The sequence below is a fragment of the Phytoactinopolyspora endophytica genome, assembly GCF_004138495.1.
GTDB classification, from domain to species: domain Bacteria; phylum Actinomycetota; class Actinomycetes; order Jiangellales; family Jiangellaceae; genus Phytoactinopolyspora; species Phytoactinopolyspora endophytica.
In genome coordinates, this window is record NZ_ML142851.1 from 164,060 (window position 1) to 177,500 (window position 13,441).

The 13,441-nt window shown below is 69.3% G+C and carries 11 protein-coding genes and 1 pseudogene; 6 read left to right on the top strand and 6 right to left on the bottom strand.

From position 1 onward, the window contains the following. Positions 1–598 (bottom strand): cobyrinic acid a,c-diamide synthase CobB (locus ELR45_RS40515; RefSeq protein WP_420813842.1); only part of this gene is annotated, 598 nt, incomplete at its 3' end. A gap of 210 nt (positions 599–808) precedes the next feature. Here ELR45_RS40515 and cbiE point away from each other — a divergent pair. Beyond that, on the top strand, positions 809–2,224 hold the full coding sequence (gene cbiE / locus ELR45_RS06645; protein ID WP_205856153.1) for a precorrin-6y C5,15-methyltransferase (decarboxylating) subunit CbiE: 1,416 nt from the start codon (positions 809–811) through the stop codon (positions 2,222–2,224). Positions 2,225–2,328: 104 nt separating this feature from the next. Next, positions 2,329–3,090: a precorrin-4 C(11)-methyltransferase gene (gene cobM, locus ELR45_RS06650; RefSeq protein ID WP_129664488.1), complete on the top strand. Its 762-nt coding sequence runs from the start codon at positions 2,329–2,331 to the stop codon at positions 3,088–3,090. A gap of 80 nt (positions 3,091–3,170) precedes the next feature. On the opposite strand, the gene ELR45_RS06655 is transcribed toward cobM, so the two are convergent. Continuing rightward, positions 3,171–4,226, bottom strand: a complete 1,056-nt coding sequence (locus ELR45_RS06655) for a cobalt-precorrin-5B (C(1))-methyltransferase (RefSeq protein ID WP_420813843.1) — start codon at positions 4,224–4,226, stop codon at positions 3,171–3,173. A gap of 74 nt (positions 4,227–4,300) precedes the next feature. Between ELR45_RS06655 and ELR45_RS06660 the strand changes: the two genes are divergently transcribed. From ELR45_RS06660 to ELR45_RS06675, 4 genes are all read left to right on the top strand, one after another. After that, positions 4,301–5,074 carry a cobalt-precorrin-6A reductase gene (locus tag ELR45_RS06660; RefSeq protein WP_129664492.1) on the top strand — a complete coding sequence of 258 codons (774 nt, stop codon included), beginning with the start codon at positions 4,301–4,303 and terminating at the stop codon, positions 5,072–5,074. 56 nt (positions 5,075–5,130) lie between these two features. Then, a complete protein-coding gene (gene bluB, locus ELR45_RS06665; protein WP_129664494.1) occupies positions 5,131–5,811 on the top strand; it encodes a 5,6-dimethylbenzimidazole synthase in 681 nt (226 codons plus the stop codon). Between the two features lie 100 nt (positions 5,812–5,911). Beyond that, positions 5,912–6,847: an NAD-dependent epimerase/dehydratase family protein gene (locus tag ELR45_RS06670; RefSeq protein WP_129664496.1), complete on the top strand. Its 936-nt coding sequence runs from the start codon at positions 5,912–5,914 to the stop codon at positions 6,845–6,847. Then, positions 6,844–7,764: an RNA polymerase sigma-70 factor gene (locus ELR45_RS06675; protein ID WP_129664498.1), complete on the top strand. Its 921-nt coding sequence runs from the start codon at positions 6,844–6,846 to the stop codon at positions 7,762–7,764. The genes ELR45_RS06670 and ELR45_RS06675 overlap by 4 nt, the downstream gene beginning before the upstream one ends. Positions 7,765–7,825: 61 nt before the next feature. Here the strand turns inward: ELR45_RS06675 and qcrB are convergent, their stop codons facing one another. From qcrB to ELR45_RS42545, 4 genes and pseudogenes are all read right to left on the bottom strand, one after another. Further along, entirely contained in the window at positions 7,826–9,481 is a 1,656-nt protein-coding gene (qcrB, locus tag ELR45_RS06680; RefSeq protein ID WP_129664500.1) for a cytochrome bc1 complex cytochrome b subunit, read from the bottom strand. Positions 9,482–9,604: 123 nt separating this feature from the next. Continuing rightward, on the bottom strand, positions 9,605–11,209 hold the full coding sequence (locus tag ELR45_RS06685; protein WP_129664502.1) for a precorrin-2 C(20)-methyltransferase: 1,605 nt from the start codon (positions 11,207–11,209) through the stop codon (positions 9,605–9,607). Beyond that, positions 11,206–11,850, bottom strand: coding sequence for a precorrin-8X methylmutase (locus ELR45_RS42540; RefSeq protein WP_205856240.1), 645 nt, complete (start codon positions 11,848–11,850; stop codon positions 11,206–11,208). The genes ELR45_RS06685 and ELR45_RS42540 overlap by 4 nt, the downstream gene beginning before the upstream one ends. Before the next feature lie 1,296 nt (positions 11,851–13,146). Continuing rightward, positions 13,147–13,365: pseudogene (locus tag ELR45_RS42545) on the bottom strand (precorrin-3B synthase); the annotation flags it as partial. Positions 13,366–13,441: the final 76 nt, after the last annotated feature.

Below are 13,441 nucleotides of genomic sequence, written 5' to 3' on the forward strand. Positions count from 1 at the left end.
GCTGCCGCTCGCCGACGGGGACCAGGCCGAGATGCCGGCTGGGTGTCTCGATCCCCTCCGATCTGCGCAAGACCCCGAACACCGGTACACCGGTGCTGCTCAAGGCGGCCTTGACCTCCGTCGCGTGGCGTTCAGACCCGATCTTGTTGAGGATCACGCCGGCCAGTGAGACGTGCGGGTCGAACGTGGCGAACCCGTGGACCAGCGCGGCGACGCTACGGCTGGCCGCACTCGCGTCGACGACGAGCACCACGGGCGTGTCCGTGAGCTTGGCCACGTGAGCGGTGGACGCGAACCCCTCGGTGCCGAGCGCGCCGTCGAACAGACCCATCACGCCCTCGATGACGGCTACCTCGGCGGGCCGGGACCCGGCGCGGGCCCCGTGCAGCAGCAGCGGGACGATCTGGTCCTCGCCCTGCAGGTGCGGGTCCAGGTTCCGCGCAGGCCGGCCGGTGGCGAGGGCGTGGTAGCCGGGGTCGATGTAATCCGGTCCGACCTTGTGCCCGGAGACCTCGAAGCCCCGGTCCCGCAGCGCCGCCATCAGGCCGGACGCCACCGTCGTCTTCCCCTGACCGGACGCGGGCGCCGCGATCACCAGGCGGGGGAGTTCGTACGGCACGTCTAGATCCTTCCCGGGGCCGTTCGGAGTGTTCGGGCTGGTCAGCTGTCTGTGGTGAACGCCGTGACCGGCTTGGGCGGGGCCTGGGGCCGTCGTGCTCCCGGGCGGTCTCCTCCAGCGTCCTGCCGGGTGTGGCCCCTGGCTCACGTTGTGCAGGACGGTACGCGACTTCGGCTACGGTGTGGAACCGTGAGCCAGCCAGCCTTCCGGACGCCAGTGCCTGCCGACGCCATCACCGTCGTCGGCATCGGCGCAGATGGCTGGGCGGGTCTGTCCGAGGACGCGCGGGCCACGGTGGCCGCAGCGGACGTTCTTGTGGGTGGCGAACGTCACCTCGGCATGGTGCCGGATGGGAATGTGACAAAACTCTCCTGGCCGAAGCCGTTCCGAGCCGGTCTGAGTGACCTCTTCGCCGAGCATCGCGGCCGTCGAGTGGTGGTCCTTGCCAGTGGAGATCCGCTGGTCAGCGGGGTAGGCACCACATTGCTGGAGATGTTCGGCCGGAACGCCGTGCGGGTCGTGCCTGCCGTGTCCTCGGTGGCACTGGCTCGGGCACGGATGGGCTGGCCGGCCGAACGGTCTGAGGTGGTCAGCGTCGTTGGGCGCAACGTCCACCGGGTGGGTCGCGCATTGGCGCCGGGACAGCGGCTGCTGGTGCTCAGCTCGGACGCGTCCACACCGTCGGAGGTCGCACGGCTGCTCGTCGAGCGGGGCTACGGAGCCAGCCGGATGAGCGTGCTGGAGGACCTCGGCGGCGACGACGAACGATGCATGCAGGGTGTCGCCGAGGGCTGGGCACAGCCGCCGACCTCCCCGCTCAACGTCGTCGCCGTGGAATGCGAACTCGACCCCGGCGCTGCCGCATGGTCTCTGGTGCCTGGTCTCCCCGACGACGCGTTCGAGCACGACGGCCAGATCACCAAGCGTGACCTCCGCGCCGGCTGTCTGGCCCGGCTGGCACCGTTGCCCGGGCAGCTGCTGTGGGATGTCGGGGCCGGATCCGGAAGCGTGGCCATCGAATGGATGCGCGTCCATCCGGCGAACCGGGCCGTGGCGATCGAAGCGGATCCCGAGCGAGCCGCCCGGATCCGCCGTAACGCGGAGCGGCTAGGCGTCCCTGACCTGCGGGTGGTGGTCGGATCCGCCCCCGAGGCCCTGAGTGGGCTGGCCGGGACACAGGTGCCGGACAGCGCGGCCACTGATAGCCATCCAATGCCAGGCAGAGGTCGACCGGCCGGAGGCGGTCCACCTGCTGGCAGCGGTGACAGGCACGACGCCCCGGACGCGGTCTTCCTGGGTGGCGGCGTGAGCGTGCCCGGAATGGTCGATGCCTGCCTCGATGCGCTGGGGCCGGGCGGACGGCTCGTCGCACACGCCGTCACGCTGCAAGCCGAGGCGGCGCTGACCAGTGCCTATGCCACGTACGGCGGTGAGCTGGCGAGACACTCGGTCGAGCGGGCGGCTCCGCTTGGCAGCCTCACCGGCTGGACGCCGGCCCGGACCCTGACCCAATGGAGCTTCAGCCGGGCGTCGCACGCCGAGCCGCCCGAGGTCGGTGACGGCTCGGCGCCTGGACCAGGAGACCCGAATGACTCGCCACGTTGATACCGCCAGAGCCGGCCTGGGGGCCAGTTTCGTCGCGTGAGCGCATCTGGCGGTATCGAGGTCCGGCTTTCTGCCCGTCGGACGCAACCTGAAGGAGAGAACTCGTGACTGTTTACTTCATCGGCGCCGGCCCGGGTGCGGCCGACCTCATCACTGTGCGCGGCAGGGATGTGCTTGCCCGATGCCAGGTCTGCCTCTACCCGGGAAGCCTGACCCCCACCGAACTGCTCGAGCACTGTCCGCAGCACGCGCGGCTGGTGGACACGGCCGACCTCACGCTGGAACAGATCATCGACGAACAGGTGGCGGCGCACCAGCGCGGAGACGACGTGGCGCGCATGGTGTCCGGCGACCCGTCGGTCTACAGCGCCGTTGCCGAGCAGATGCGCCGGCTGGACGCGTCCGGCGTGCCCTACGAGGTTGTGCCGGGAGTCCCGGCGTTCGCGGCGGCCGCAGCCGTACTCAAACGCGAGCTCACGGTGCCGACGGTCGGGCAGAGTGTGGTGCTCACCCGGGCACAGGCGCGCTCCACCTCTATGCCCGACGGGGAGAAGCTGGCTGCTTTCGCCGCGACCGGCACGACGCTGGCGCTGCATCTGGCGGTCAACCGGATCGAACAGGTGGTGGAGGAACTGCTGCCGTTCTACGGGGCGGACTGCCCGTCCGCGGTGGTGGCCCTGGCGTCTCAGTCCGGTGAGCAGGTGGTCCGCGGGACGCTAGGCGAGCTTGCGGAGATGATCCGGGATGCGGGGATCACGCGCGCGGCGACGATTTTCGTGGGGCCGGTGCTGGCGGCCGAAGGGTTCCCGGACAGCTTCCTGTACTCGGCCGCGCGCGATCGCTCCAAGCAGCCCGCTCCGCTGTGAACTCCTGCTCGCCCATGATCATGAACAGTAACCGTGCTATCGACACGGTTACTGTTCATGATCATGGAGAAGTTGCGTGGTCAGGCGCGGCCGACGACGGTCCCAGCCCGGTTCACGACGACGACGTCGACCGTGACCGGTGCCTCACGCAGGACGTCCGCCGACGCCCGGAGCGCGCGCTGCGCGACGAGCGTGCCGAGGTCGACGCCGGCGGCCTCGGCGAGCTCCAGCGCGTGGATCGCCGTGTTGGCGTTGGCGACGGCAGTGGCCAGATCCGGATGGCCCGCGGTGCCGGCCATCTCGGCGAGCAAGGTGAAGTCCACCTCGGACCGGTTGGAGTGAAGGTCGAGGTAGCCGGCGGCCAGCTTGGACAGCTTGGCGAACCCGCCGGCGATGGTGAGCCGGGGTATCGGGTGCCGCCTCAGGTACTTCAGCACCGCACCGGCGAAGTCGCCCATGTCCAGCAGCGCGCTGTCCGGCAGCCCGTACATCTCCTGGACCACACGTTCCGAGGTGCTGCCGGTGGCCGCCGCGACGTGCTCGTATCCCATGGCACGCGACACGTCGACGCCTCGCCGGATGCTGTCGATCCACGCCGAGCAGGAGTACGGAACGACCACACCGGTGGTGCCCAGCACGGACAGCCCGCCGACGATGCCGAGGCGTGGATTCCAGGTCTGGCGGGCCATCTCCTCGCCGTCCGGGATGGAGATCTCGACGACGACGTCGGCGCTCCCGCCGTAATCGCGCGCGACCCGTTCCACAGCCTCCCGAATGAGCTGACGGGGGACGGGATTGATCGCCGGCTCGCCCACCTCGAGCGGCAGCCCGGGACGGGTGACGGTGCCCACGCCGTCACCGGCGCGGAAGGTGACGCCACTACCGGGGTCGCCGGCGCGGACCGTGGCGACGATGAGCGCACCATGGGTGACGTCGGGGTCGTCTCCCGCATCCTTGACGACGCCTGCGCTGGCGGAGTCCTCGCCGAGCTGCTCGGTGGCCAGCGCGAAGTGCGGGCGTCTGTCCTTCGGCAGCTGCACCTCGACCGGGTCGGGGAACTCGCCGGTGAGCAACGCCGTGTAGGCGGCCGTGGCGGCGGCCGTGGCGCAGGCGCCCGTCGTCCAGCCGTAGCGCAGCCCGTTGGCTGTCCGCTCGGCCGTCACGGTACGTCCCGTCTCAGCTGCGGTCTCACGGACTGGAACGGTACGCCATGACCGATAGGTCGAGGCAACCTGTGCTGGTACTGGGTGGGACGTCCGAGGCGCGTGCGCTGGCGGCCGCATTGGAGCGGTACGGCGTCCGAGTGATCTCGTCGCTCGCGGGCCGGGTCAAAAAACCCCGGCTCCCCGAGGGTGAGGTCCGGATCGGCGGGTTCGGTGGACCGGAAGGGCTGGCAGCGTGGCTGCGCACCGAGGGTGTTGTCGCCGTCGTCGATGCGACGCATCCGTTCGCGGAGCGGATCGGCGCGTCTGCCGCGGGCGCGGCCGAGGCTACCGGCGTGCCGCTGCTGCGGCTGGAACGTGCGGGGTGGCAGGCTGGAGCCGGCGATGACTGGCGCTGGGCAGACTCGCTCGACGACGCTGCCCGCATGCTGCCGGAGCTCGGTACACGGGTCTTCCTGACGACGGGACGGCAGGGGCTGGCGGCGTTTGCACACCTCAGCGATGTGTGGTTCCTGATCAGGTGCGTCGATCCGCCGGATCCTCCGCTTCCGCCGCGAGCCGAGGTGATCCTGGACCGGGGGCCGTACACGGCGGAGGGCGAACTGGCGCTGATGCGCGAGCACCGGATCGACGTGGTGGTGACCAAGGACAGCGGCGGCTCCTACACCGAGGCGAAGCTCACCGCGGCCCGGGAGCTGGGGCGTCCCGTCGTCGTCGTGCGGCGCCCGCCCCGTCCGGCGGTGACCACGGTCGGCACCGTTGCCGACGCCCTCGAATGGATCCGGTCGGAGCTAGGAACCACCGACCAAAAGGCACGTTGAGGCGCGCGGCGCACCACAGGCCGGCGTTGGAGATACAGAACAAGGGGTGACGACAGATGACAGGCACAGCACACGAGTCGGCAGGGACCAGGCGTGCTCCGGAACTGGAAGCGTTCTACCAGGTACTGCAACGGCGCCGGGACGTTCGTGGGGAGTTCACCGGAGCGCCGATCCCGGACGACATGTTGGAACGGGTGCTCGGGGCGGCGCACTCGGCGCCCAGCGTGGGGCTGAGCCAGCCATGGGACTTCGTCCTGGTCCGCGACGAGAGCACCCGCGGGCGGTTCCGCGAGCACGTCGCCGGTGAGCGCAAGGTCTTCGCCGACACTCTCACCGGCGAGGAGGCGCAGCTGTTCAGCAAGATCAAGATCGAGGGCATCCTGGAGTCGAGCGTGGGCGTCGTCGTGACGTATGACCCTTCCAGGGGCTCGCCCGCCGTGCTTGGCCGGCACGCTATCGCCGACGCCGGGCTGTACTCGGTATGCCTCGCGATCCAGAACCTCTGGCTGGCCGCCACGGCCGAAGGGCTGGGCGTGGGATGGGTCAGCTTCTACCGCGAGGAGTTTCTCGCCTCCCTGGTGGGGTTGCCGGAGGGGATCCGGCCGGTGGCCTGGCTGTGCCTGGGCCCGGTCAGCGAGCTGGCGACGACGCCCGACTTGGAACGCCACGGCTGGCGCCGCCGGCGTCCGCTGGCCGATGCGCTCCACCAGGAGCAGTGGACACCACGAAACTCCTGACCTGACGCGAGCCGGTGAGGTTTTTCATGTCACAGACAGCCAGGCTGACTCGTCCCATGTCTTACAGAGACAGACGTGGGAATCGGGAAGGTGATTGGTCATGCGCGTGTTCGTGGCAGGTGGGACGGGGGCCATGGGGCGGTGGCTGGTGCCGCAGCTGGTGGCCCGGGGTCATCAGGTGGTGGCGACGACGACGAACGCGGCCAAGCTGGAGGAGGTAGCACAGCTGGGTGCCGAGGCGGTCGTGATGGACGGGTTGGACGCGATGTCGGTCGGTGAGGCGGTGGCCGAGGCCCGGCCGGAGGCAATCGTTCACCAGATGACCGCCCTTTCCGTGACGCACGCCGGCAAACCCGACTTCAGGCACCCCGAACGGTTCGGCGCACTCACGAACCGGCTGCGCACCGAGGGGACGGACCACCTGCTGGCCGCCGGTGAGGCGACCGGCGTATCCCACGTTGTCGCCCAGAGTGTCGCCACCTGGCCGGCAAACCGCGAGCGTGGATTGGTGACCGAGGAGGAGCCGCTGGCGCTCGACGAGTTGCCGGCGAAGATGCGCATCTTGGCGGAGCCGCTCCATCATGTCGAAGACGTGGTCGTCAAGGCCGGTGGCGCGGCCCTGCGATACGGCGGATTCTACGGTCCCGGCGGCGGCGTCGAGGGCCAGATCGAGCTGGTGCGCAAGCGCAGGCTCCCGATCATCGGAGGCGGGACCGGCTACTTCTCGTGGGTGCATCTCGACGACGCGGCGAGGGCTACCGTGTTGGCTGTGGAGCAGCGGGCGAACGGCGTGTTCAACATCGTCGACGACGAACCGGCCCCGGTCAGCGAATGGCTGCCTCACCTGGCCGCGTGCGTCGGGGCGAAGAGGCCGCTGCGGATCCCCAAGTGGCTGGTCCGGCCGCTGGCGGGCGAAATGGGCGTGGCGATGATGACCGAAGGGCGCGGCTACTCCAACGCAAAGGCTAAGCGGGAGCTCGGTTGGGAGCTGCGCTTCCCCACGTGGCGCGAGGGCTTCAAGGAAGAGCCGGCGTGACCCGGACCGGAGAGTTCGAACAGCTGCGCCCATTGTTGTTCTCGATCGCCTACCGGATCCTCGGCAGCGTGAGCGAGGCCGAGGACGCCGTCCAGGAGACCTGGCTGCGCTTCGAGACCTCTACGACACTGCCCACGTCGACGAAGGCATTCCTCTCGGCCGTGGTGACCCGGATCTCGATCGACGTGCTTCGCTCGGCCCGCGTCCGGCGGGAGGAGTACGTCGGGGATTGGCTCCCAGAGCCGCTGCTCACCGATCCCTATGAGGATCCCGCGCGGTCGGCGGAGCTGGCCGACTCGGTGTCGATAGCGGCCCTGTTGCTGCTCGAGCGGCTCAGTCCGCTCGAGCGGGCGGTGTTCGTGCTGCGGGAGGTGTTCGGGTTCGGCTTCGGCGAGGTCGCGTCCGCGGTGGGCCGGTCGGAGGCGGCGTGCCGCCAGCTCGCGACCCGGGCGCGGCGCCATATGGACGAAGGACGGCCCCGGTTCGACGCGGACCGCCAGGAGCGCGAGGAACTTGCGGCGCGCTTCTTCAAGGCGCTCCGGGAAGGTGACGTCGACGGCCTGCGGGAGATGCTTTCGGCCGACGTTCAGATAGCCGCGGACGGCGGCGGCAAGGCTCCGCAGTATGCCAGGGCCATCGTCGGCACCGACAATGTGGCCCGGGTACTCGCCTCGACCTTCCCCGGGCTGGTCCGGATCGGCGTGACGCTGGATCCACGCGAGGTGAACGGCCAGCCGGGCCTGGTCGTTTACGACCGCGACAACAAGGTGCTCCTCACCATGACACTGGACATACACGACGGGCGGATCCAGGCGATCCGCTCGGTGAACAACCCCGACAAGCTGGGGCACGTAGGCCCGGTAGCGGACGCTTGGGCGGTCGTTCGCGAGGTGAGCCAGGCTCGCCGGCGCAGATGAGACGCCACCGCCCCGGCTGCACGTGCCATCGCTTGCCGGAGCCCGTGAGACGTAGGCGCGCTCACTGTTCGATCTCGTGGTGTTCGCCGTCATGAGCAGCTCTGATCTCCGCCTCCGTGGGCTTTTCGATGACGTCGCCGAAGTAGAACCTAGAGATGCGGGCGCGGCGGCGGTTCGCTTTGTAGCGCGGGTTGGGGATGCCGTGGGCGTCGGTGGAGGGGCCGGGGTCGAGTGGGGTGGGACGTTCGTGGGCGGTGAGGGTATAGGCGTGGGCCTGGGTGAGCGAGACGTGGCGTTCGGTGAACTCACCGTCGGGGCTGACGATGACGATGCCGGACTCGTCTCCGTGCAAGACCTTGTCGCGGTCGCGGCGCTGGAGGCCGAGGCAGATGCGTTTGGTGATCCAGAAGGCGAGTGGTGGCCCGAGGATGATGCTGATCTGCAGGAATCGGGAGACCCAGTTGACGGGGAGGTGGAGAACGGTGGCGAAGAAGTCGTTGCCGCCGGCGATCCAGAGCAGGACGTAGAAGACGATGAAGCCGACGCCGAGGCCGGTGCGGACCGGGACATTGCGGGGCCGGTCTAGGACATGGTGTTCACGAGTGTCCCCGGTGAACTTCCGCTCGATCCACGGATACAGCGCCAGCGCCGTGACGATGAGACCGGGGAGAACGACGGCCGGAATGATGACACTTAGCGTCAACTCGGATCCGAAGATGTCGATCTTCCACGCCGGCATGATGCGTAGCGCGCCGTCCAGGAACCCGATATACCAGTCCGGCTGGGTGCCGGCACTCACCGATGCTGGGTCGTAGGGCCCCCAGAACCACACCGGGTTGATCTGGATGGCGGCGGCCATCAGGAAGATGAAGCCCCAGGCGATGAACATGAATCCGCCGGCCTTGGCCATGTACACCGGGAAGAACGGATAGCCCACCACGTTCTTGTCGGTCTTGCCCGGGCCCGCCCAGTGGGTGTGCTTCTGATACCACAGCAGAATCAGATGCAGGGCGAAAAGCGCCAGGATCAGGCCGGGAACGAGGAGTATGTGCAAGGCGTAGAACCGGGAGATGATGTCTTCTCCCGGGTACTCGCCGCCGAAGATGAAATAGGACAGGTACGTCCCCACGACCGGGATGGCCAGCATGCCACCTTCGACGATGCGCAGACCTGTTCCCGACAACTGGTCGTCCGGCAGCGAGTAGCCGAGAAAGCCATTGGTGATGCCGAGGACCAGCAAGGACAGCCCTACCAGCCAGTTCAGTTCACGCGGCTTGCGGAACGACCCGGTGAAGAAGTGCCGCAGCATATGGACGGACATGGCGGCGATGAAGATCAGCGTGCTCCAGTGGTGAACCTGGCGCATCAGCAAGCCGCCACGGACCTCGAAGGACAACTCCAGCGTGGACGCGTAGGCCTCCGAGACCACGATCCCCCGCAACGGCACGTAAGCGCCCTCGTAGGTCACGTGAGCCATCGACGGTTTGAACCAGAATGTGAGAAAGACCCCGGACAGAATGACCAAGAGCAAGCTCCACATGGCGATCTCGCCGAGCAGAAAGGACCAGTGGTCCGGAAAGACTTTGCGCAGATTCCGCTTCAGCCAGTGACTTGCCGTGATCCGCTCGTCGAAGAAGTTGACCAGTTTTCCCGCCTGTTTGATGGCCGGGTTCGCGCTGGTGCTGGCTCGTTCGTGAGTGGTGGTGGTCACGTCCATGCCTCGTCTTTCGTCCTACGCGACTCGTCCCGTCATACATAGGACGTCGCGGGGCACGAAGATGTGACATCGGCTCGCGGCGGCAGTGTCGGGTCACAGGCAGGGGTCCCCGACGGGAGTAGCTCAGTTGTACGTGCGGGGTGTCCACACGGTGCGAGCGCCGTTGGAGTGTGTGGAGACGCGGGTCTGGGACGAGCCGACGATCAGCAGGCAGCGCATATCGACCTGGTCGGCATCGAACCCCGTGAGCGTGCTCACCTGGATCGACTCCTCGGAACCGCCGACGTCGCGGGCGACGACGATGGGGGTGTCCGGTGTCCGGTGCCGGAGCAGCACGTCGCGTGTCTGGTCGAGCTGGGCGCGGCGGCTGCGGGACGCGGGGTTGTACAGGGCGATGACCAGGTCTGCGGCCGCGGCGGCGTCGAGGCGTCGTTCGATGATCTCCCATGGCTTGAGCCGGTCCGACAGGGACATCACACAGTAGTCGTGACCGAGGGGTGCACCGACGCGTGACGCTGCGGCCTGCGCGGCAGTCAGCCCGGGAACGACGCGCACTGAGACACCGCTCCATCGGGGATCCTCGGCCTGTTCGAGGACCGCCGACGCCATGGCGAAGACACCGGGGTCGCCGGATGACACGACCGCCACGCGTGCGCCGGCCTGTGCCAGCTCAAGCGCCTGTACCGCGCGGTCCGCCTCGACCCGGTTGCCGGAGCTGTGGCGTTGCTGGCCGGCCCTGGTCGGGACGCGCGCCACGTAGGGTCCGTAGCCCACGAGGTGATCCGCGGCCGCGAGCTCCTGCTGGGCTTCGGGGGTGAGCCATTCCGGCCCGGCCGGACCGAGCCCGACGACCACGACCTCGCCACCGGACCCGCCGTTCGCGGCTGCGGTGTCCCCGGCCTCAGCGGCTTCGGTCGACGTGCGCTCGGTGTAGGCGGGACTGGGAACGACGGCGAGCGAGAAGTACGGGACCGACTCGGGGTCGACGTCTGCCAGCCGTTCCACCCGCTGGCCGCCCCACGTGGCCCGCTCCACGTAGAACGCCTCGTCCAACCGCCCGGCCTCCGCCAGCGCGTCGCGGACCGAGTGGAACGTCCGGCCCAGCTTGAGGATGGCCGCGGCGTCGGTCTCCGCCAGCCGCATCGCCAGCTGCGGAGCCGGCATCGTGCCCGGAAGGACCGTGAGCGTCTCCTCATGCTGTACGAGCGGCCGGCCTAGCTGGGCCGCCGCCGCGTTCATCGAGGTGACTCCGGGAACCGCCGTCGCGTCGTAGCGGTCGCAGAGACGCTCGTGCATGTGCATGTACGAGCCGTAGAAGAACGGGTCGCCCGCGCACACGACGGCGACGTCTCGGCCGGCGTCGAGGTGCTCCGCCAGCCGTTTCGCCGCGTGTTCGTAGAACTCGGCGATAGCGCCGTCATAGCCGCCTGGATGCCGAGTGCCCTCCGTGGTGACCGGGTAGACCAATGCCTCCTCGATCTGGCCCTCACGCAGGTAGGGCTCGGCGATCGACCGCGCGATGCTGCGGCCGTGCCGGGCACTGTGGTACGCGACGACGTCGGCCTCGCCGATGAGACGCGCGGCCTTCACCGTGACCAGCTCCGGGTCGCCGGGGCCGAGCCCGACTCCCCATAGCCGGCCGGTTCTGGTGGGCCCGGCGGCCCGGGTGTCAACGTCGTGGGAGCCGTCGGCCGGGCGTGGTGCGCCGTTGTTCACTGCTTCGGTCATTCCTTCTCCTGCGCGATGGCGTTCAGAGCGGCGGTGGCGATGGCGCTTCCGCCACGACGCCCGTGGACGGTCATGTACGGCGCCGGGGCACGCCTGACGAGTTCCTCCTTGGATTCGGCGGCCCCGATGAACCCGACAGGGACGCCGACGATGGCTGCCGGAGCGCCGACGCCCTCGTCCAACAGCTCGAACAACCGGAAAAGAGCAGTGGGCGCGTTGCCGATCGCGACGACCGAGCCAGGCAGGCGCTCGCGCCACAGCTCGAGCGCGGCGGCGCTGCGTGTGTTGCCGAGCTCGGCCGCCAGACCGGGTACACGGGCATCGCCGAGGGTGCAGATGACCTCGTTGTCCGCCGGCAGACGAGACCTGGTGACCCCGCTGGCGATCATCTGCGCGTCGGTCAGGATCGGCGCGCCGTCGCGCAGCGCTGTACGGCCGGCGGCCACGACGTCGTCGCTACACGCGACGTCGTCGACGAGGTCGACCATGCCGCACGCGTGGATCATCCGGACCACCGCCGTCGCGACGTCGTCGGGTAAGCCGGCGAGGTCGGCTTCGGCCCGGATCGTCGCGAACGAGCGGCGGTAGATCTCCGCGCCGTCACGGACGTAACCGACAGCGCTTGTACTGGCTGACACCATGTTCTCCCTGCTGGGCGCGGGGCCCGGAATGTGCTGGTCGACGACGCCGACCTCGGGTGACCTGGTCTGTGACGGGCGGCGACCCGGAGCCGGGCTACCGGTAGCGGCGGAGCGATCGCCGTGCGGGCCGCTCGCACTCGCTGATCCGATCGCCGTCGGCAGCGCGTCGGCCGTCGTCGGGGTGCCGTCCACCGAGTAGCCGTCGCCGGTAGCGACCACGTCGGTGTGGCCGGTGCGTGGGCGGCCACACCGTCGCTCGCATCCCGAGACATGAAGGACTGCGCCGGATGGAAGACCGGAGAGTACCTCGTGGATATCAGAGCGCACGTCTGCCGCGGATGACGCGCAGCCGGGGCTTCCGATGCAGGCAGTGACCCGCAGCGACGGGTCGTCCGGGTCGAGCACGTAGCCGCCGTCGCGCAGCCGGCCGGCCGACTCGGACGCGTTCTTCTTGCTCAGCCCCGGTATGACTACGGAACGCCACGGCGTGAAGATCGCGCCGTCAGGTGCGAGCTCGGAGAGCAGCCGCAGCTGATCGCTGGTGACCGTGCCGAACGTCACCCCGGCGACGACGCCGAACAGGTCACTGGGCTCGAACCGGTCTTGCTGGGTGCCGGCGCCGTGGTCCGGGCGCCGGCCGGCGGCATGGATTCCCACCGCCGGGGGTGGGATCTGCTCGAACCGATCCGGGGTGGTGCGGACAATCCGCGTGGCGCGGACCGGCATGGCGCGGACGAGCGGCGTGGTGGGGCCGTCCCGTTCGGGCCACGCGGGGGACTCTCCTCGCCGGGCCATCGCGTCAGCGATCATGGCGGACAGCCGGTCTACGGCATTGTCCAGCTCACGCACGTGCCAGGCGCCGACACCGTCCGCCTCGAGCAGGTCGAGAAAGGCGAGCGCGGCGGCGACCATCGCGGGCACCGCTTGGTCCATCGGCACCCGCAGGCCGCTGTCGGCGCCGGCGAGAACGAGCGCACCGGCCGGTTCGCCGGCTTCGGCCACGGCACCGTGGGGTTCCGAGCGAACAGCCCGCCAGCCGACGTCGAGCGCTGAGGCCGTGAGATCGCCGCGGCCGTCGTCGAGGCCGAACTGGAAGCGCCCGGAGAGTGCCGTGAGCCTGGGCTCGGCCTGGATCGCCCGGTCAAGCGCCGTGACCAGCGGCCAGACGTCGACCAGGCCACCGGCAAGGCTACTCAACGGCGATCCGAGGATGTTGCGTATCCGTTCGTGAGACGGCGAGGGGAGCAGCCCAGCGTCGGCCAGACGCGTCGCCAGCGCTTCCGGGTCGGAAAGGCCACGGAGCTGCACATTGGCACGGGAGGTCACGTGCAACCGGCCGTCGCCGAGTACGTCGATGCTCTCCGCGAGTACCAGCAGCTGCTGCGCGGTGAGCCTGCCGCCCGGGACGCGGACCCGGGCGAGCGGGCCGTCTGCGGCGTCATGGGTGGACAGAGCGCCCGGGCATGCGTCGGCGCGTTCGCGCACAGTCCGGACCATCTCAGGACCGCCTTCCATCACCTCGTGGAATCGGACTAGCAGTGCCGTGGCCGGTCTCCTGGCTGACGGGTGGTGTCGTCCGGTCTGCCTTCCC